Origin of the sequence: Devosia salina (genome assembly GCF_019504385.1) — a bacterium.
GTDB lineage: Bacteria > Pseudomonadota > Alphaproteobacteria > Rhizobiales > Devosiaceae > Devosia > Devosia salina.
Map to the genome: position 1 here is coordinate 3,323,227 of NZ_CP080590.1, position 17,132 is coordinate 3,340,358.

The window sequence follows — 17,132 nt, forward strand, 5'->3', positions numbered from 1 at the left end:
CATGACCAAGACCATTCTGACGATCGACGACAGCGCTTCCATACGCCAGATGGTGGCCATGACCCTGACCGGCGCCGGGCTGGACGTGCTCGAAGCCGGAAACGGTCAGGAGGGCTATGAAGTGGCCACCGCCAATACCGTTCATGCAGTGCTGACCGACCTCAACATGCCCGTGCTCAACGGCATCGAGTTCATCAGGAAATATCGCCAGCACCCGTCCTCCAAGGGCATCCCGATCATCCTCCTGACCACGGAGTCCGACGAAGACCTCAAGCGGCAGGCCAAGGAGGCCGGCGCCACCGGCTGGATCGTCAAACCCTTCAAGCAGGATCAACTGCTGGCTATCATCAAGAAGGTGACGGGCGCATGAACATCTCCGATCCGACGGAAACCTTTCGCCAGGAGGCGCGCGAGCTGCTCGACCAGCTCGAGGCCGGATTGCTCGATCTCGAGCAGGATCCCGCCAATGCCGACCTCATCAATTCCACCTTTCGCGCCCTGCACACCATCAAGGGTTCGGGCGCCATGTTCGGCTTCACCGCCGTGGCCGAATTCGTCCACGAGTTCGAAACAGCCTTCGACCAGGTACGCAAGGGCCAGACCAAGGCCAATTCAGCCCTGATCGAGGTGGCGCTGGACGCCAAGGACCATATTCACCGGCTGATCGAAGCCCCAGAGGACCGGATCAGCGGCGGTGATGAAATCCTCGCCCATCTGCGTCGCATCATCGCCGGTGGCCCTGTCGACACCGAGACGCCGGTCAAGCCAAAGGCGAAGGCAAAGACTACCAAGGCCGCCGATGCGCCACCGCCGCCACCAGCAGCGACCGCGATCTGGCGACTGGAGTTCTACCTGCCCGCCGATGCGCTGATCTACGGCACCAATCCTGCCCTGCTGCTCGAAGAACTGGCCGAAATCGGACCGACCAGGGTGACCGCCCTGACCGACCGCATCCCGGCTCTTGATGTCCTCGACCCTGAAACACCGCATGTCGGATGGCGCGTCGATATCGAGGCGGTCGACCCGACCGCGGCCATTGATGACGTCTTCCTGTTCCTGCGCGACACCATGGAACTGACGCTGACCCGGCTCGATGAGCGGACCGAAACCGATGCCCAGGCCGAACCCGACGGGGAACCGGACGCCCTGTCCGAAGCGTCTTCTGCACCAGAGCCCGCCCCCACTGCGGCGACCCTCGCCGCCCAGTCTCCGACCCCAAAGCCCAGGCAGGGCGCCGGGGCCGACACCGCCGACCGGGCCGCAGCCTCCTCCCTGCGCGTCCCGGCCGAGCGGCTGGACGAGTTGATGGACCGGGTCGGCGAACTGGTCATCGCCCAGGCGCGGCTGAGCCAGATTGCCGGATTGAGCTCCGACACGGCACTCAAGACCATTGCCGAGGAACTCGAACGCCTCTCATCGGGCCTTCGCGATACCACAATGGGCATCCGCATGGTCCCCATCGGAACCCTCTTCAGCCGCTTCCGGCGCCTGATCCACGATCTCTCGGGCGAGCTGGGCAAGCCCATCGAGTTCATCACCGCCGGCGAGGACACCGAGCTCGACAAGACCATGATCGAGCGCCTTGCCGATCCGCTGGTGCATCTCATCCGCAATTCGGTCGATCATGGCCTCGAAAGCGCCGAGAAACGAGCCGCCGCCGGCAAGCCGCCCAAGGGCGTCGTGCGGCTCTCGGCCGTCTATTCCGGGGCAGAAGTGGCGATTTCGGTCACCGATGACGGGGCTGGCCTCGACACGGCCCGCATCCGGGCCAAGGCCGAGGAGAACGGGCTGATTGCGCCGGACGCCAAGCTCACCGAGCAGGAACTGCACCACCTGATCTTTGCGCCGGGCTTCTCCACCGCCAAGGAAGTCACCTCGCTCTCCGGCCGAGGCGTGGGCATGGACGTGGTCAAGCGCACGATCGATGGGCTGCGCGGCACGATCGATGTAACCAGCAAGCCCGGCGAGGGGTCGACCATGACGCTCCGCCTGCCCCTCACCCTTGCCATCATCGATGGCATGCTCGTGCGGGTCGGTAATGGCCGCTACACCATTCCGCTGGCCGCGGTCGAGGAATGCGTGGAGCTGCCTGAAGGCATAGAAGCCCATGCCAAGGGCCGCAACTTCCTCGATATCCGCGGGGCCCTGGTACCCTATCTCAGGCTACGCGAGGTGTTCGGCACCGCGGCGGAACCCGAACCGCACCAGAAGGTAGTGATCGTCTCCTCCGGCGAAGGCCGGGTCGGCCTGGTGGTCGACCAGATCATTGGTAACAACCAGACGGTCATCAAACAGCTCTCCAAGCTGCATTCGGGCATCAAGTCATTCTCGGGTGCCACCATTCTGGGCGACGGCACTGTGGCGCTGATCCTCGACACTGCTCACCTGGTGGCCGCCGGCCAGTCCTATGTCGACCGCAACATCACCGGGAGGGCCGCATGAGCGAACCCCAGGACCATCAGCCATTGTCCATGACGGCGCTGACCATAAGGCTCGACGACGAACTCTTCGCGGTCGAGGCCGGCAGGGTGCGCGAAATTCTCGATCTCGTCCCCATCACCGAAGTGCCCAACGCACCCGACTTCGTGGGCGGGCTGATCAATGTGCGCGGCCGCGTCGTGCCCCTGGCCGACCTGCGGGTGATGTTCGGCATGAATCGGCCAGAGCCGGACGAGGATACCCGCATCGTGGTTATGGAGGTCGACATGGATGGTGAGCCCACCATCGCCGGCATCCTCGCCGACAAGGTACATGACGTCACCGACATCGAAGCCGCCTCCATCGAGGAAGCCCCCAAGGTTGGCATGCGCTGGCGCCCCGAATTCATCAAGGGCATCGGCAAGCGCAATGGCGGCTTCATCATCATTCCGAACATGGAACGCATTTTCGAAACACCGGGCGCAAGAAACGCACCCGTCGCAGCATCAGAAGAAAGGTCTGCATCGTGAGACTGACAATCAAGACAAAACTGGCGGCCGTGTTCACGACCGTGGTTGCCCTGTCGGGCGCCAGCATGTTCATGGCCCTTCAGAACCTGGGCACGCTCAACACCGAAATGGGCCGCATCGTCAACGGCCCGGTCGAGCGCTCGCTGGTGCTCAAGGGCATGCAGTACGACATGATGCGCATGGCCACTGACGCGGAGCGCCTGATCACTTCGCAGGACATCAGCGAACTTGAAGCGACGATCACCGGTATGGACGAGCGCCTGTCAAGTATAACGTCCGTGGCGGAGAACCTGCAGGGCACCTTCTCGATTGCCGCATCAAATACGGACATGCAATCCATCGTTCAGAAGCTAGCCACATACCGGACCGCCGTCGACCACATGCAGAACGAGGCGGTGAAGCTGACCGATGCGAAGGCCTTTGCTTTGACCACGACGCAAGGCAGCGCCGCGGTAACTGCCGTCGAAGAGACACTCGGCGCACTTCGCCAGAACCTGTCGTCTCGCCTGAGCGCAGGCGACCCGGGCGCAACGCAAGCCTATCAGGCAACGACCGACCTGTTCCTCATGGCCAGCGACGTCTTTCGGCAGCACCGCAATGTTCTGCTCGCCTCCAAAAATCCAGAAAAGCAGTCCGAATGGCTCAACGATTTTGGCGCCGCAGTAGAGGGCCTGACCCCGGCTGTCGACCGGCTTGCGCGTTTGCTCGGGCCTTCCGAGCAGGAGACGATCAATCAGGTCCGAAACTCGATCAATGCAATGATCGATGCCATGCAGGCGGGCAATGAATTGTCGGTCCAGCGTTCGGATTTCGTGACTGGCCAGATCAGCGATACTCAGGCGGCCCCGGTCCGTCGCGAGATTTCCGCATTGGTCGACGGAATTGTCGAGCGGAACGACCAACTCCTTGCCGACACTGTCGCAGAATCCAACGCCATGTACGAGCAAAGCCGCATGCTTTTGATCGGCATTCTCGTAGCTTCCGTGCTTATCGCCGCCATCGCCGCCACATGGATCGTGCTATCGATCTCCCGTGCCCTCTCCAGTGCTGCGCGCCTTGCCGAAGAGGTCGCGGGGGGCAACCTCTCCGCCACCGCCGTGATCAAGGGTGACGACGAGGTCGGCGACCTCATCAAGACCCTCAACGCCATGACCGCCAAGCTGCGCGAAGTGGTGACCGAAGTGACCAGCGCCACCCGCAATGTCGCCGCTGGGTCCCAGGAAATGTCGGCCACCGCCGAACAACTGAGCCAGGGCGCCACCGAACAGGCCTCCTCGACCGAAGAGGCTTCGGCCTCGATGGAAGAAATGGCCTCCACCATCAAGCAGTCGGCCGACAATGCCAGCCAGACCGAGAAGATCGCCCGCCAGTCCGCTGCCGACGCGATCGCCTCGGGTGAAGCGGTCAACAACGCCGTCTCGGCCATGCAGACCATCGCCGAAAAGATCATGGTGGTGCAGGAGATTGCCCGCCAGACCGACCTCCTCGCCCTCAACGCCGCGGTGGAAGCGGCCCGCGCCGGCGAACATGGCCGCGGCTTTGCCGTGGTGGCCTCGGAAGTGCGCAAGCTGGCCGAACGCAGCCAGGCTGCCGCCGCCGAAATCTCGACCCTCTCGGGCACCACGGTCAAGGCTGCCCAGTCGGCTGGCGAGATGCTCGGCAAGCTCGTGCCCGATATCCAGCGCACCGCCGAACTGGTCGAGGAAATCTCGGCCGGCTCGCGGGAGCAGAATGCGGGTGCCGCGCAGATCAACACGGCTATCCAGCAGCTCGACAAGGTGACCCAGCAGAACACCTCGGCTGCCGAAGAGATGTCGGCCACCTCCGAGGAACTGGCCAGCCAGGCCGAACAGCTCCAGGCCGCCATCAGCTACTTCCGGATCGACGCATCGAGCCTCTCGATGCCCGCCAATGAGACGGCCGGCAAGCCCGACATCAGGGCCCAGATCCTGGCCAAGGCTCCGCATATGAACCCGCGCAAGCCCGGCAAGGCCAAGCCAAAGGCGGGCAATGGCGGCGGCTTCGACCTCGATATGGGCGACGCCGGTGACGATCTAGACGGTGACTTCACCCGTCGCGGCGCCGCCTGATCCAGATAGCACGCGCCACCGCCGGCCGCCATGAAGGCGGCCGGCTTCCTCAAAACCAGAAGGTTGACACCATGAGCACTCGCGAACGCCGTCCGCTATTCCGCTCGATTGCGGCCAAGATTCTCGCCATTCAATTGGCATCCAGCATCGCCATCGCCGGCATTGTCGGCGGCGTCGGTTATTTCGGCATGAGCACCATGGCCGATTCCATGACCTCCATCTACGACGACCGCGTCGTACCGCTGGAACAGCTCAAGCAAGTTTCGGATGCCTATGCGATCAAGGTCGTCGACACGGCCTACAAGCTGAATGGCGGCACCCTGGATTGGAGTGAGGCAGCTCTCAGCGTTCAGGATGCCCAAGAGACCATCGATGAACATTGGACCGACTTCCTTGGCACGCATCTTACCGAGCGCGAGGGTGAAATTGCCGAGACTGTCAAGTCAGCCATGGTGAATGCCGATTCGGCCATAGAAGAGTTCAACTCCATCCTACGCACTCGCAATGCCACGGCGCTGGACCAGTTCATCTCAACAACGATGTTCCCCGCCATCGATCCAACAACCGAGTCCCTCTCTGAGCTTATTCACTACCAGCTCGAGGCGGCCCAGCAGTTGCGTAGCGAAGGCGCGGCGCTGTTCAATACACTCAATTGGTTGATCATCGGCGTCAGCGTGCTGGTGACCGCTTTCGCCGTAGCCGTTGTGGTGTTCATCACAAACGGAATTAAGCGCAATTTGGCCTCCGCCATTAGCTTGGCCAATGCCGTCGCCCTTGGGGACGTCAACGCGACCGCGACAGTGACCTCGGCCGACGAGGTCAAGGATCTCGTCGATGCGCTCAATGCCATGACCGCCAATCTGAGGGCCACTGCGACCATTGCCGACCAGATTGCCGATGGCGACCTGACCGTGCATGTGGAGCCTCTGTCCGACAAAGACACGCTGGGAATCGCACTTCAGCGCATGGTGGTGAAACTCAGCGAAGTCGTTGGCGATGCCATTGCGGCAGCCCGAAATGTCGCCGGAGGCTCCCAGGAAATGTCGGCCACTGCCGAACAGCTGAGCCAGGGCGCCACCGAACAGGCCTCCTCGACTGAAGAAGCCTCGGCTTCGATGGAAGAAATGGCCGCCACTATCAAGCAATCGGCCGACAACGCCAGCCAGACCGAGAAGATCGCGCGTAAGTCCGCGGCCGATGCGATCGCCTCGGGCGAAGCGGTGAACAATGCGGTCGAGGCGATGCAGACCATCGCCGAGAAGATCATGGTGGTGCAGGAAATCGCCCGCCAGACCGACCTGCTCGCGCTCAACGCTGCGGTGGAAGCAGCCCGCGCCGGCGAACACGGTCGCGGCTTTGCCGTGGTCGCCTCGGAAGTGCGCAAGCTCGCCGAACGCAGTCAGGCTGCCGCCGCCGAAATTTCGACCCTCTCGGGCACCACGGTCAAGGCCGCCCAGTCGGCTGGCGAAATGCTCGGCAAGCTGGTGCCCGACATCCAGCGTACGGCCGAACTGGTGGAAGAAATCTCCGCCGGAAGTCGCGAGCAGAATGCCGGTGCCGCCCAGATCAACACCGCCATCCAGCAGCTCGACAAGGTGACCCAGCAGAATACGTCGGCCGCCGAGCAGATGTCGGCGACCTCCGAGGAACTGGCCAGCCAGGCCGAACAGCTCCAGGCCGCCATCAGCTACTTCCGCATCAGTGGCGAAAGGGTCCGGCAGCTCGCGACACCGCCGACCTCAGCGCCCGACCTGCGGGAGGCCGTACTGGCCAAGGCGCCGCACATGAAGAAGGGCAAACCCGCCCGGGCCCGCGGCGCTGCCAAGGAAGCCGGTGGTGGCTTCGACATCGCGCTCGACGAGGGTCCGGACGAGCTGGATGCAGACTTCACGCGCCGCGGGGCGGCATAGGAAACACGCCATGTCTGAGCTCTCCCAATATGTCACTCTGGGTGTCGCCGACGAACTCTTCGCGGCACCCGTCACCAAGGTGCAGGAAATTCTGGACATGCGGCCCATCGCCCGCCTGCCCCGGGCGCCCGACAACCTTCTGGGCATGATCGACGTGCGGGGCGAAGGGGTCCCCGTGCTCGACCTGCGCCAGACCCTCGGGATCGAGGCGGCGCCGGACACCGAGAACACGCGCATTGTAGTGCTCTCGGTCAACGGCCCCGAGGGCGCCCTGACCGTCGGCCTCAGGGCCGACCGGGTGTTCGAAGTCACCGTGCTCGACAGCGAGGACCTCGACCCTCCGCCCAGCATCAGCGCCAGCTGGAGCGGCCACTGCATCCAGGGCATCGGCCGGCGCAACGGCCGCTTCGTGACCGTGCTCGACCTCGATCGGCTGCTGGCCGACACGGCCCGCCTGGGCCTGGCTGCCTGACAAGCCCCTGGCCGGCCCTGGGCCGGCCAATGACCATCGTATCGGAGTATCACCCTTGCCTGCCTTTGCCACCAAGCCCGCCCTGGACGACGAAGAAGACCACCTGGACATGCGCGACTTCCAGCGCATCGCCACGCTGATCGGCAAGGAAGTCGGCATCAAGCTGCCACCCGCCAAGCGCCTGATGGTGGAAGGCCGCCTGCGCCGCCGGCTGCGACACCTGCAATTGGAGACCTTTGCCGACTATGGTGACTATCTGTTCCGCAAGAATGGGCTCGACCGCGAACTGCCCTTCCTGATCAACGCCGTCACCACCAACAAGACCGACTTCTTCCGCGAGCCCGAGCACTTCGAGTGCATGGAGAACGTTCTGGTGCCCGACCTGCTGTCACGACGGACCGAGCGCGCGCCCTTGCTCAAGGTGTGGAGCGCCGCCAGTTCGACTGGCGCGGAGGCCTACACCATCGCCATGGTGCTGGCCGATATGGCGGCCGCGCGGCGCAATTTCCGTTTTGCGGTGTTGGGCACCGACATCTCCACCGACGTGCTCGAAGCGGGCCGGCGGGCCATCTATGCGGCCGAACTGGTGGCGCCCGTGCCGCCGGGCATGCAGTCGCGCTACCTCATGCATGCGCGACAGCCCGGGACCCGGCCGGAAGTCCGCGTCGTTCCCGAATTGCGGCGCCAGGTGCGTTTCGACCGGTTGAACCTGATGGATGCCAATTATCCCTATGACCGGGATGTCGACATCATCTTCCTGCGCAATGTGCTGATCTATTTCGACAAGCAGGATCAGGCATCCGTCATTGCGCGGCTGGTCGGCCATTTGCGTCCCGGCGGTTATCTACTTCTTGGGCATTCGGAGTCCATGATCGGCACGTCGATCACCATGCGCCAGATCGCGCCCGCCGTATTCCAGAAGGTCTGAGCTCCTGCCATGCCACCCAAGATCCGCGTTCTGATTGTCGACGACAGTGCCTCCGTGCGCACGACCCTGTCCGACATCATTGCCGCCGACCCCGAGCTCGAGGTCATGGCCACGGCGGCCGACCCCTATGTCGCGGTGGAGCGCATCCGCCAGGAAGTGCCCGACGTCATGTTTCTCGACATCGAACTGCCGCGCATGGACGGGATCACCTTCCTCAAGAAGATCATGGCGCAGCGCCCCATCCCGGTGGTGATCTGTTCAAGTCTGGCCCAGGACGGGTCCGACGCCTTCATGCAGGCGCTCGAAGCCGGCGCAGTCGACGTCGTCGCCAAGCCGCGGGTCGATACGGCCCAGTTCCTGCAGGAATCGCGCATGCGCATCTGCGACGCCGCCAAGGCCGCCGCCCATGCCAAGCTGCGCGGATTGGCCAAGGCATCCCCGGCCCTGCGCGCGGCCAGCCCCGACGTCAAGGTCGAGGCCAAGCTGACGGCCGATGCCATCCTGCCGGCCATTTCCGACGCCCGCCGCGCCAGTCTGATCGCACGGCTGCCGGTCACCGAGCCACTGGTCGCCATCGGCGCCTCCACCGGCGGCACCGAGGCGCTGCGCGAAGTACTCGAGGCCCTGCCCGCAGCCAGCCCGCCCATCCTGATCGTCCAGCACATGCCGGAAAAGTTCACCACGGCCTTTGCGCGCCGTCTCGACATGGGCTGCGCTGTCCGCGTCAAGGAAGCCGAGGATGGCGACCTGGTGCTGCCCGGCCAGGTGCTGATCGCCCCGGGGAACCTGCACATGCTGCTGGTCCGCAACGGCTCGCGTTATACCGTCAAGATCGAGGAAGGCCCGCACGTCTCGCGTCACCGGCCCTCCGTGGACGTGCTGTTCCGTTCCACCGCCCAGTCCGCCGGCAAGAATGCGCTCGGCATGCTGCTGACTGGCATGGGCGATGACGGCGCCCGCGGCCTGCTCGAAATGCGCCAGATGGGGTGCCTCACCCTCGCCCAGGACGAAGCCAGCTGCGTTGTGTTCGGCATGCCCAAGGAAGCCATTCAGCGCGGCGCCGCGGTGCGCACGCTGCCTTTGAACAAGATGGCCGCAGAGATTACGGCTTTTGGCCGCAAAACCGCTGCCAGCGCGGGAGGCGCCCTGTGAACACGCCCGTTGACCCCAAAACCATCCGGCGACTGGCCGACGACCTCGCTCGTCCCCGCCAGGAAATCGAGACGGCCTTCGTCACCGTGGGCGCGCGCCTCACCGAGGGCGCGGCCCTACTCAACACGCTGAGCAAGCTGTTCGAGGCCCTGCCCGAGGCGCTCGGCGGATCCGAGGTGGAGGAAGCCACGGCGCACCTGACTGCCGTTGCGGCGCGGGCCGAACAGCTGGCCGCCACCTTCGCTCAGGAAAAGGCAGACCTCGCGCGCCTGGTGGACGTCGTCGCGGCCGCCAACGCGCCCATGTCCGACCTCAAGCGCGCCGTCAAGATGATGGGTATCGTCTCGGTCAATGCGCGCGTGACCGCTGCGGGTATTGTCGGCGACAGCGACGATTTCGACGTCTTCACCACCGATATCGCCACGCTCTCGGACTCCGCCAATCGCACCATCCAGGACTTTGCCCAGGTCTATCGGCAATTGACGGCCGAGGTGGATCGCGCCGCCAATCAACGCGCCCGCTTCGAGACCGCCCACGCCGATACATTGTCACATCTGGGGTCGAGCCTGGCCACGACACTCGGTGCCCTCGAGCAGCAACGGACCACGGCACTGGACAGCAGCGCCCAAACCGGTCGCGTTTCGCGCCAGATTGTGGGCCGGATCGGAAGCGCAGTAATGGCACTACAGGTTGGCGATGCCACCCGCCAGCGCCTCGAACATGTCGAGACCGGGCTTGCGCTCCTGGCCGATCTTTTGTCCGGACAGTCGGCAGAGGGACACGAGTTTGGCGAGAGCGAACGGCCGTCGGCCCTGGCCGCGTTCGCCGCCCTGCAGCAGACACAGCTCGCCCGGACGGCGGCCAGCTTCGCCCAGGAAGTCGACCAGGCCGAGGCGGATCTCTCCGCCCTTGCTGCCGATGCCGGCACCATCATGGCACGCAGCCGCGACTTTGGCGGGGACGAACGCGGCAAGAGTTCAGCGATCGCCAGCCTCTCCGCCCAGTTGCGCACCGCGGTGACCATTCTCGCCGATTTCGAAACCGAGCGCGCCAAGCTCGAGAGTGTTGCCGCCGCCGTGCAGGAAACGGTGCGCGTGCTGCTCGAACATGTCGAGGCGGTGCAGGAGATCGAGGCCAATATGCGCCTGGTCAGTCTCAATGCAGCGGTCCGCTGCGCCCAACTGGGGCCGCGCGGGGCCTCCCTGACCGTCATCGCCACCCAATTGCGGGAACTCACCAGTGAAACCGTGGTGGCCGCAGAAGCGGCCATGGCGCGCCTGGGCGAATCCTCCAGCCTCGCCGGATCCTTCGGCGCCGCGGCCTCCAGCCAGGGAGCCGGACGCGTGGTTGAACTCGAAGAGCAGGCCAATCTGGCGCTCGACATCCTTTCCCAGCTCGACCAGCGCCTGGCCGCCGCCCTTGCGCGCCTCAACAGCGATGGCCCCAAGGTCATCAACCTGCTCGAAGGCGCTGCAGCGGGACTCTCGGGCCAGTCGGCCATGGCCGAAACGCTGGACGACATTGCCATCGCCATTGCCGGCCTCACGACCGAGCCGGTACCGGCAGTCCTGTCGCCCGCACTCTCCGAAACCCTTGCCGGGTTGCGCAAGCATTACACCATGGAGGCCGAACGCCAGGCGCATGACGCGCTGTTTCCCGGCGCGGCGGCCTCGTCAATTGTAGCGAGCGCCGACGAACCGGAAGCCGAACTGGATATGGCCGATTTCATGCTGTGACGGCGGGGCGCCGATCACGGCATGGGATCTGCACATCGCGTCATGGCGTCGCCATCGATTTCGAGGAGACTGGTAGCGGAGGAGGGATTTGAACCCCCGACACATGGATTATGATTCCACTGCTCTAACCAACTGAGCTACTCCGCCCCAAAGGGCTATCAGCAAGGCTGACCGGCGCCTTACTAAGAGCGCGCCTATCCGCTGTCAAGCATTGCCGCGCGCGCGTCCAGACTTTTCCAGAATGGCCGTCCCCGGCGAACCGTCTGCCCCACGCTCGCCGGGTTCAAAGCCTGATCGGTGCGTATCGACCGGCATGTTTGCTCCACCCATTGTTCGCCAATCGACATCAGTCCGTTGCAATTGGTTCGCTATGAAACGCCGAGCGTGTCCCCTACATTGACCCTCGAACAGCGGTACCAAGCGTGCCGCAGATTGGCAGGACGGCTTCCCCGAAGCCCCCCAGGAGATCAGCTATGACACTTGAACTTGGCGGCATCCACCATCTGACGGCCGTCACCGCCGACGCGCCGCAAAACCTCAAATTCTACACCCAGACGCTGGGCATGCGACTGATCAAGAAGACGGTGAACCAGGATGATACCTCGGCCTATCACCTCTTCTATGGCGACGGCGTCGCCTCGCCGGGCGCGGACCTGACATTTTTCGACTTCGACGCAATGCGCGAGCAGCGCGGCAATCACACGGTGGGTCGCACCGGCCTGCGCGTCGACAGCGAAGAGACGCTGACCTGGTGGAAGAACCACCTGCAGTCCAGCAATGTGGGTACCAGCGCCATCAAGGAGCGGTTCGGCCATCTCTCGCTCGATTTCGAGGACTTCGAGGGCCAGCGCTTCCGTCTGGTCGTGGACCCCGAGAACAAGGTCGTGCCCTGGGCCAAATCCCCCGTGCCGGCGGAAAAGCAGATCATCGGCCTCGGACCGATTACCCTGTCCGTCCCCAAGCTCGAGCCGACCGACGCCATGCTGACCCGCGTGATGAACATGCGGCAAGTGCGCCACTATCCGGCGCGCGAACGCAATGGCGAGGTCTTCGTCTATGAAATGGGTCCGGGCGGCCCGGCAGCCGAACTGCATGTCTCGGTCGACCCGAGCCTGCCCCAGGCCCGACCCGGCGCCGGTGGCGTGCACCACGTGGCCTTCCGCACGCCCGATCAGGACAGCCTGCGCGAATGGGTGCGGCATGTGAACGGCTTCGGCATCCGCTCCTCGGGCGAAGTCGAGCGCTTCTATTTCACCTCGCTCTATTTCCGCGAGCCCAATGGCATCCTGTTCGAGATCGCCACCGATGTTCCCGGCTTTGCTGCTGACGAGCCGATGGAAAGCCTGGGCGAAAGCCTGTCGCTGCCCCCCTTCCTCGAAGGCCGCCGGGCCCAGATCGAAGCCGGCCTGAAGCCGCTGGTCTGAGGCTGCGCGGAACAAGGCTCCACCCCAATCCCCCTTCCCCCCTTGAGGGAGAAGGGGGATCGCGAGAAGCGCAAGACGGATGAGGGGTATGGTTCTGGCCGCAAGCTCCAAGCGCGCAGCTCAATTGACACCCCTCACCCGCCCTTAGGGCACCTTCTCCCTCAAGGGGAGAAGGCGGTGAATACCGACGTCTCTGCTACTCGCAGTCCTCTGCGCCATAGTTCGACGCGCATGGATCGGTCTGCGTGTCGGGCTTCAAGAGGCTCGCCATTTCCACCAGGCGCACGAATTCGGCGCGATAGCCGCCCTCATCCGTCCCGCGCCCGACCTGGGCCAGGGCTCCGACCGCGTCCCAGCTCATGGCCGTGCCATAGACGCTCCCCTTGAACTTCTGCCCGAAAGCGGCGACGGCGGCCGCGAACTGCGCATCGACGCCCGCATCGGCGATGTCGCCATAGACTACATTGGCGGTGACAGGCTGTTCGATGAGCTGACTGACATCGCTGTCGGGCAGCTTGTAGCGCATCTTGAGGAAGGCGATTTCCTCCGAACCTGCGCCGGCATCCGTGCCACCATAGCGCAGCGGATCGACCAGTTCGCCGCCAGAGCCCGCCGGGGTGATCTCGTAGAGCGCTGTGACGGTGGTGCCCGCACCGACATCGCCTGCATCTACGGCGTCATTATTGAAATCCTCGCGGTTGAGCGCGCGGGTTTCATAGCCGATCAGCCGGTATTCGCTGACGACGGCGGGATTGAACTCCACCTGCACCTTCACATCCCTGGCGATGGTATGGAGCGTGCCGCCGATTTCCTCGACCAGCACCTTTTTCGCTTCGGCAAAACTGGAGATGTAGCTCGCATTGCCATCCCCGTTCTGGGCCAGCGCCTGCATGGTCGCATCGTCGAGATTACCGCGGCCAAAGCCCAGCACCGAGAGGCTCACCCCGCTCGCCCGCTTGTCGGCGATGAAATCCTTGAGCTTTTCCGGATCGTCGATGCCGACATTGAAATCGCCGTCGGTGGCAAGGATTACCCGGTTTGTGCCGCCTTCGATGCGCGCCTCCTCGGCCAGTCTGTAGGCCAGCTCGATCCCTTCGGCGCCGGCCGTGCTGCCGCCCGCATAGAGCTGGTCGAGCGCCGCCATGATCTCGGCCTTGTTGTCGGCCGAGGTGGGTTTCAGCGCCACGCCGGCCGAGCCGGCATAGGTGACGATGGAGACCGTGTCATCGGCCGACAGCTGATCGAGCAACAGGCCGAAGGCGCGTTTGAGGAGCGGCAGCTTGTCTGCCTCGTCCATCGATCCGGAGGTATCGATGAGAAACACGAGATTGCTTTTGGTGTCGGCGACCGGTGGCTCGAAACCCTTGATGCCGATCTGCACGATCTGCGTCTTGTCGTTCCAGGGCGTCGGATAGACCATGACCGTGGGCTTGAACGGCACCTCGGCGCTTTCTGCCGCCGGATAGTCATAGGGGAAGTAGTTGATCAGTTCCTCGATGCGCACCGCATCCCGCTCGGGCACATAGCCATCTTCCAGCATGCGGCGCGTATAGGCATAGCTGGCCGTGTCGACATCGAGTGAAAAGGTCGAGACCGGCTCTTCTGCCGCGACCCTGAGGCGTTGTTCCTCGAAGGTGGCAAACTCATCGCTGCTCGGCATCACCACCTGTGAGGGCGGCATATAGTCGGCGGCGTTTTCGACCATCATGCCGCCAGCGGGAGCAGCAGACATGGCGGAGGACGGGGCCCCCACCATCTTTGTTGCCGTATTGGCCCGACCCACTTCGCTTTCTGCAGTCATCATTGGCGCGGGGGCCAACGGTGCCACTGCTTCGGTCTGGTCGGCCAGGGCCATCTCGGCGTCGACCGGAGCCTCCTCGCGGGCCTCGGTCACTGGGGCCGGCTCGGGCGTGGCGTTGGCATCGGTCTCGGCCAACTCCACTGGCTGGTTGACCTGAGGCACGACCTGCGACGTCGGGGTCAGCGACGTGGTGCTATAGAGCTGCCAGCCGAGCGGCAGGACCAGCAGGACGAGGGCGGCAGTGCCCACGGGAATGCGCATGTCCATGATCGAAATCCCCTTCAAGGAATTGATGATGGACATGAGACGGCCGCCCGCCGCATTTCCTTTGGGGGCGTGCGCAGATTCTTTCTGATCGGCCTCGAAGGCCGTCCGGGCAGCATTGAGGGCGCGCTCGCGGGCGGCGGCGCGAGGCGGCGGCACGGCGCCGGACTTCAGCGTTTCGAACGGATCTTTGTCTTCAGGAAAGCTCATAGCAGCCCCCTCAATGTCTTGCGGGCTTCGTGCACATGGAAGGAGACGGTCGCTTCCCTGATACCCATTATGGTCGCAGCTTCAGCGTGGCTCAGCTCTTCGGCATAGACGAGCAGCACCGCGTCGCGCTGTTTTTCGGGCAGGGAACGGACCGCGTCCCAGAGCTGACTGCTGGTCACCGCCGCTTCCTGGTCCGCGGCAGCCTCTTTGGGCGCCACCTCAGCATAGGCATCGGCATGGCGGCCGCGCCGGGCGCCGGCCCTTTGCCAATCGCGCACCGCATTGAGCGTGATGCGATAGACCCAGCTCGAAAAGGCGCTGCGCCCGTCAAAGCGCGCAATGCCCTGCCCGATCTTGACGCAGACCTCCTGGGCTATGTCCTCGGCGTCGTCGCGATGCCCGCACCAGCGCCAAGCCGTGCGATAAATGCGGTCATATTGACCCTCTATCAGCTCGGCAAAGGCCGCGGCATCGCCGTTTGCGGCGCGAGCGACGAGGGCCCGGGTCAGCGCCTCGGTCACGTCCGGCGGGGGTGCGGCGGTCAGTCCCATCACTTGTGCATGCACGTCTTGCCTCTCCGGGCTAAACTAGAGACTAAGACGATTGCACCGCGCCAGTCCTTTGGTCCGTGCTCAACATATTTCCCGGGGGTAGCCAGGCTATGGCAGATGAACAGAAAAACGGGCCGTTCGGGCTCAACCCCATCCGCATCATGATCCTTCTCCTGGGCGCTCTCGTGCTGCTGATCTCCATCGGCATGTTCCTGGGCGGCCCGAACTCCTACCAGGCCCTGCGCGAAGCTTCCGATGCGGCCAAGGAACCGACCGCGGAGCAGGTGAGCGGGGATTAGGCAACCAGCGCCTGCGGCACCGCTTCGGCGATGAAGCCGCCGCCCAGCACTTCGCTGGTCTCGCTGTCATCGGCATAGAAGACACAGGCCTGGCCCGGCGAAATGCCATATTCGCCGCTCACCAGCGTCACATACACATCGCCATCGCGCGACTGGATGACAGCCGGCTGCGGACCGCGGGTCGAGCGCACCTTGACCTCAACCGGCGCGCCATTGCCGGCGCTCGCCTCGGCGAGCGGCAGGCTGCCCAGCCAGTTGACGTCGCGCAGGCGCACCGTGTGGGTCTTGAGAGCCTCTCGCGGTCCGACGATGACACGACCCGTGCGGTGGTCGAGCTTGACCACATAGAGTGGTTCGCCCGCCGCGATGCCCAGGCCCTTGCGCTGCCCGATCGTGTAATGGACGATGCCTTCGTGCTCGCCCAGCACGCGGCCGTCGAGGTGGACGATCTCGCCCTTGCTCAGGGCTTCCGGGTGCATGCGGGCAATAATGTCGGCATATTTGCCCTGCGGCACGAAGCAGATGTCCTGGCTATCGTGCTTCTCGGCGATTTCCAGACCCATGTCGCGCGCATGCTGGCGCACTTCGGCCTTGCCCATGCCGCCGAGCGGAAAGCGCAGGAAATCGAGCTGGCTCTGCGTGGTGGCAAAGAGGAAATAGGACTGGTCGCGGTCATTATCGACCGGGCGGAACAGGTGGCGGCGGCCATCCTCGCCCAGACGGGTCTGCACATAGTGACCGGTCGCCAGTACGTCGGCCCCGAGATCCTGGGCGACGGCCATCAGGTCGACGAATTTCACCGACTGGTTGCAGGCAATGCAGGGCACCGGCGTTTCGCCCTGCTGGTAGGCATTGGCGAAGGGCTCAATGACGGCGTTCTTGAAACGCTCTTCATAGTCGAGCACGTAATGGGGAATACCCAGCGTTGCGGCTACGCGGCGCGCATCATGGATGTCCTGCCCGGCACAGCATGCGCCCTTGCGATGAATGGCTTCGCCGTGGTCGTAGAGCTGGAGCGTAACGCCGACCACCTCATAACCCTCGCGGGCGAGCAATCCGGCGACAACGGAGGAATCCACGCCCCCGGACATGGCGACGACAACGCGCGTGTCCTCCGGGCGCTTGGCAATATCAAGCGAGTTCAGCATCTCTTCTCGTATCCGGTTGGGGTCAAGGGCCAGCGGAAACTGTGCGCGCGTTTTACGCTGCACCGGTCATTCTGTCCATCGCGGGCCCGGCAGCTTTTGCCGCCTGCCCGGCAGGACTGACCGCCGGCGCCATTCAAGCACCGCCGCAAATCCAAGCTAACTTATTGATTTCGTTTCACATTACCTTTCGCACGGAGTT

At 64.2% G+C, this 17,132-nt stretch carries 14 protein-coding genes and 1 tRNA gene; 11 read left to right on the forward strand and 4 right to left on the reverse strand.

Annotation, left to right across the window (positions count from 1 at the left end):
• Position 1: 1 nt before the first annotated feature.
• From K1X15_RS16290 to K1X15_RS16330, 9 genes are all read left to right on the forward strand, one after another.
• Complete coding sequence (locus K1X15_RS16290) at positions 2-370, forward strand: response regulator (protein WP_220304649.1); 369 nt, start codon at positions 2-4, stop codon at positions 368-370.
• On the forward strand, positions 367-2,442 hold the full coding sequence (locus K1X15_RS16295; protein WP_220304650.1) for a chemotaxis protein CheA: 2,076 nt from the start codon (positions 367-369) through the stop codon (positions 2,440-2,442). Before K1X15_RS16290 ends, K1X15_RS16295 begins: the two co-directional genes overlap by 4 nt.
• Positions 2,439-2,948 carry a chemotaxis protein CheW gene (locus K1X15_RS16300; RefSeq protein WP_240549526.1) on the forward strand — a complete coding sequence of 170 codons (510 nt, stop codon included), beginning with the start codon at positions 2,439-2,441 and terminating at the stop codon, positions 2,946-2,948. The genes K1X15_RS16295 and K1X15_RS16300 overlap by 4 nt, the downstream gene beginning before the upstream one ends.
• Positions 2,945-5,038 (forward strand): HAMP domain-containing methyl-accepting chemotaxis protein, encoded by a 2,094-nt coding sequence (locus K1X15_RS16305; RefSeq protein ID WP_240549527.1) that lies wholly within the window; start codon positions 2,945-2,947, stop codon positions 5,036-5,038. The genes K1X15_RS16300 and K1X15_RS16305 overlap by 4 nt, the downstream gene beginning before the upstream one ends.
• Before the next feature lie 71 nt (positions 5,039-5,109).
• On the forward strand, positions 5,110-6,948 hold the full coding sequence (locus K1X15_RS16310) for a methyl-accepting chemotaxis protein (protein ID WP_220304651.1): 1,839 nt from the start codon (positions 5,110-5,112) through the stop codon (positions 6,946-6,948).
• Between the two features lie 10 nt (positions 6,949-6,958).
• On the forward strand, positions 6,959-7,420 hold the full coding sequence (locus K1X15_RS16315) for a chemotaxis protein CheW (protein ID WP_220304652.1): 462 nt from the start codon (positions 6,959-6,961) through the stop codon (positions 7,418-7,420).
• A gap of 109 nt (positions 7,421-7,529) precedes the next feature.
• A complete protein-coding gene (locus K1X15_RS16320; RefSeq protein ID WP_220307581.1) occupies positions 7,530-8,348 on the forward strand; it encodes a CheR family methyltransferase in 819 nt (272 codons plus the stop codon).
• A gap of 9 nt (positions 8,349-8,357) precedes the next feature.
• Entirely contained in the window at positions 8,358-9,500 is a 1,143-nt protein-coding gene (locus K1X15_RS16325) for a protein-glutamate methylesterase/protein-glutamine glutaminase (protein ID WP_220304653.1), read from the forward strand.
• On the forward strand, positions 9,497-11,236 hold the full coding sequence (locus K1X15_RS16330) for a hypothetical protein (RefSeq protein WP_220304654.1): 1,740 nt from the start codon (positions 9,497-9,499) through the stop codon (positions 11,234-11,236). Before K1X15_RS16325 ends, K1X15_RS16330 begins: the two co-directional genes overlap by 4 nt.
• Positions 11,237-11,306: 70 nt before the next feature.
• Here K1X15_RS16330 and K1X15_RS16335 read toward each other — a convergent pair.
• Positions 11,307-11,383 (reverse strand) — tRNA-Met (locus K1X15_RS16335).
• Positions 11,384-11,709: 326 nt separating this feature from the next.
• On the opposite strand from K1X15_RS16335, the gene K1X15_RS16340 reads away from it, so the two are divergent.
• Positions 11,710-12,660 (forward strand): ring-cleaving dioxygenase, encoded by a 951-nt coding sequence (locus K1X15_RS16340; protein ID WP_220304655.1) that lies wholly within the window; start codon positions 11,710-11,712, stop codon positions 12,658-12,660.
• A 196-nt stretch (positions 12,661-12,856) separates the two neighbouring features.
• Here the strand turns inward: K1X15_RS16340 and K1X15_RS16345 are convergent, their stop codons facing one another.
• Together K1X15_RS16345 and K1X15_RS16350 are read right to left on the reverse strand one after the other, a co-directional pair.
• Positions 12,857-14,935, reverse strand: coding sequence for a VWA domain-containing protein (locus K1X15_RS16345; protein WP_220304656.1), 2,079 nt, complete (start codon positions 14,933-14,935; stop codon positions 12,857-12,859).
• On the reverse strand, positions 14,932-15,486 hold the full coding sequence (locus tag K1X15_RS16350) for an RNA polymerase sigma factor (RefSeq protein ID WP_220307582.1): 555 nt from the start codon (positions 15,484-15,486) through the stop codon (positions 14,932-14,934). Before K1X15_RS16350 ends, K1X15_RS16345 begins: the two co-directional genes overlap by 4 nt.
• Before the next feature lie 110 nt (positions 15,487-15,596).
• Here K1X15_RS16350 and K1X15_RS16355 point away from each other — a divergent pair, with 110 nt between their 5' ends.
• On the forward strand, positions 15,597-15,785 hold the full coding sequence (locus K1X15_RS16355) for a hypothetical protein (RefSeq protein WP_220304657.1): 189 nt from the start codon (positions 15,597-15,599) through the stop codon (positions 15,783-15,785).
• On the opposite strand, the gene mnmA is transcribed toward K1X15_RS16355, so the two are convergent.
• Positions 15,782-16,933 (reverse strand): tRNA 2-thiouridine(34) synthase MnmA, encoded by a 1,152-nt coding sequence (gene mnmA / locus K1X15_RS16360; RefSeq protein ID WP_220304658.1) that lies wholly within the window; start codon positions 16,931-16,933, stop codon positions 15,782-15,784. The genes K1X15_RS16355 and mnmA overlap by 4 nt on opposite strands.
• Positions 16,934-17,132 lie beyond the last annotated feature (199 nt).

Excerpts from the sequence above, each read along its gene's own strand:
- K1X15_RS16290 (WP_220304649.1), top strand. The coding sequence starts at position 2 with ATGACCAAGACCATTCTGACGATCGACGACAGCGCTTCCATACGCCAG.
- K1X15_RS16295 (WP_220304650.1), top strand. The coding sequence starts at position 367 with ATGAACATCTCCGATCCGACGGAAACCTTTCGCCAGGAGGCGCGCGAG.
- K1X15_RS16300 (WP_240549526.1), top strand. The coding sequence starts at position 2,439 with ATGAGCGAACCCCAGGACCATCAGCCATTGTCCATGACGGCGCTGACC.
- K1X15_RS16310 (WP_220304651.1), top strand. The coding sequence starts at position 5,110 with ATGAGCACTCGCGAACGCCGTCCGCTATTCCGCTCGATTGCGGCCAAG.
- K1X15_RS16315 (WP_220304652.1), top strand. The coding sequence starts at position 6,959 with ATGTCTGAGCTCTCCCAATATGTCACTCTGGGTGTCGCCGACGAACTC.
- K1X15_RS16320 (WP_220307581.1), top strand. The coding sequence starts at position 7,530 with ATGCGCGACTTCCAGCGCATCGCCACGCTGATCGGCAAGGAAGTCGGC.
- K1X15_RS16325 (WP_220304653.1), top strand. The coding sequence starts at position 8,358 with ATGCCACCCAAGATCCGCGTTCTGATTGTCGACGACAGTGCCTCCGTG.
- K1X15_RS16340 (WP_220304655.1), top strand. The coding sequence starts at position 11,710 with ATGACACTTGAACTTGGCGGCATCCACCATCTGACGGCCGTCACCGCC.
- K1X15_RS16345 (WP_220304656.1), bottom strand. The coding sequence starts at position 14,935 with ATGAGCTTTCCTGAAGACAAAGATCCGTTCGAAACGCTGAAGTCCGGC.
- K1X15_RS16350 (WP_220307582.1), bottom strand. The coding sequence starts at position 15,486 with ATGGGACTGACCGCCGCACCCCCGCCGGACGTGACCGAGGCGCTGACC.
- K1X15_RS16355 (WP_220304657.1), top strand. The coding sequence starts at position 15,597 with ATGGCAGATGAACAGAAAAACGGGCCGTTCGGGCTCAACCCCATCCGC.
- mnmA (WP_220304658.1), bottom strand. The coding sequence starts at position 16,933 with ATGCTGAACTCGCTTGATATTGCCAAGCGCCCGGAGGACACGCGCGTT.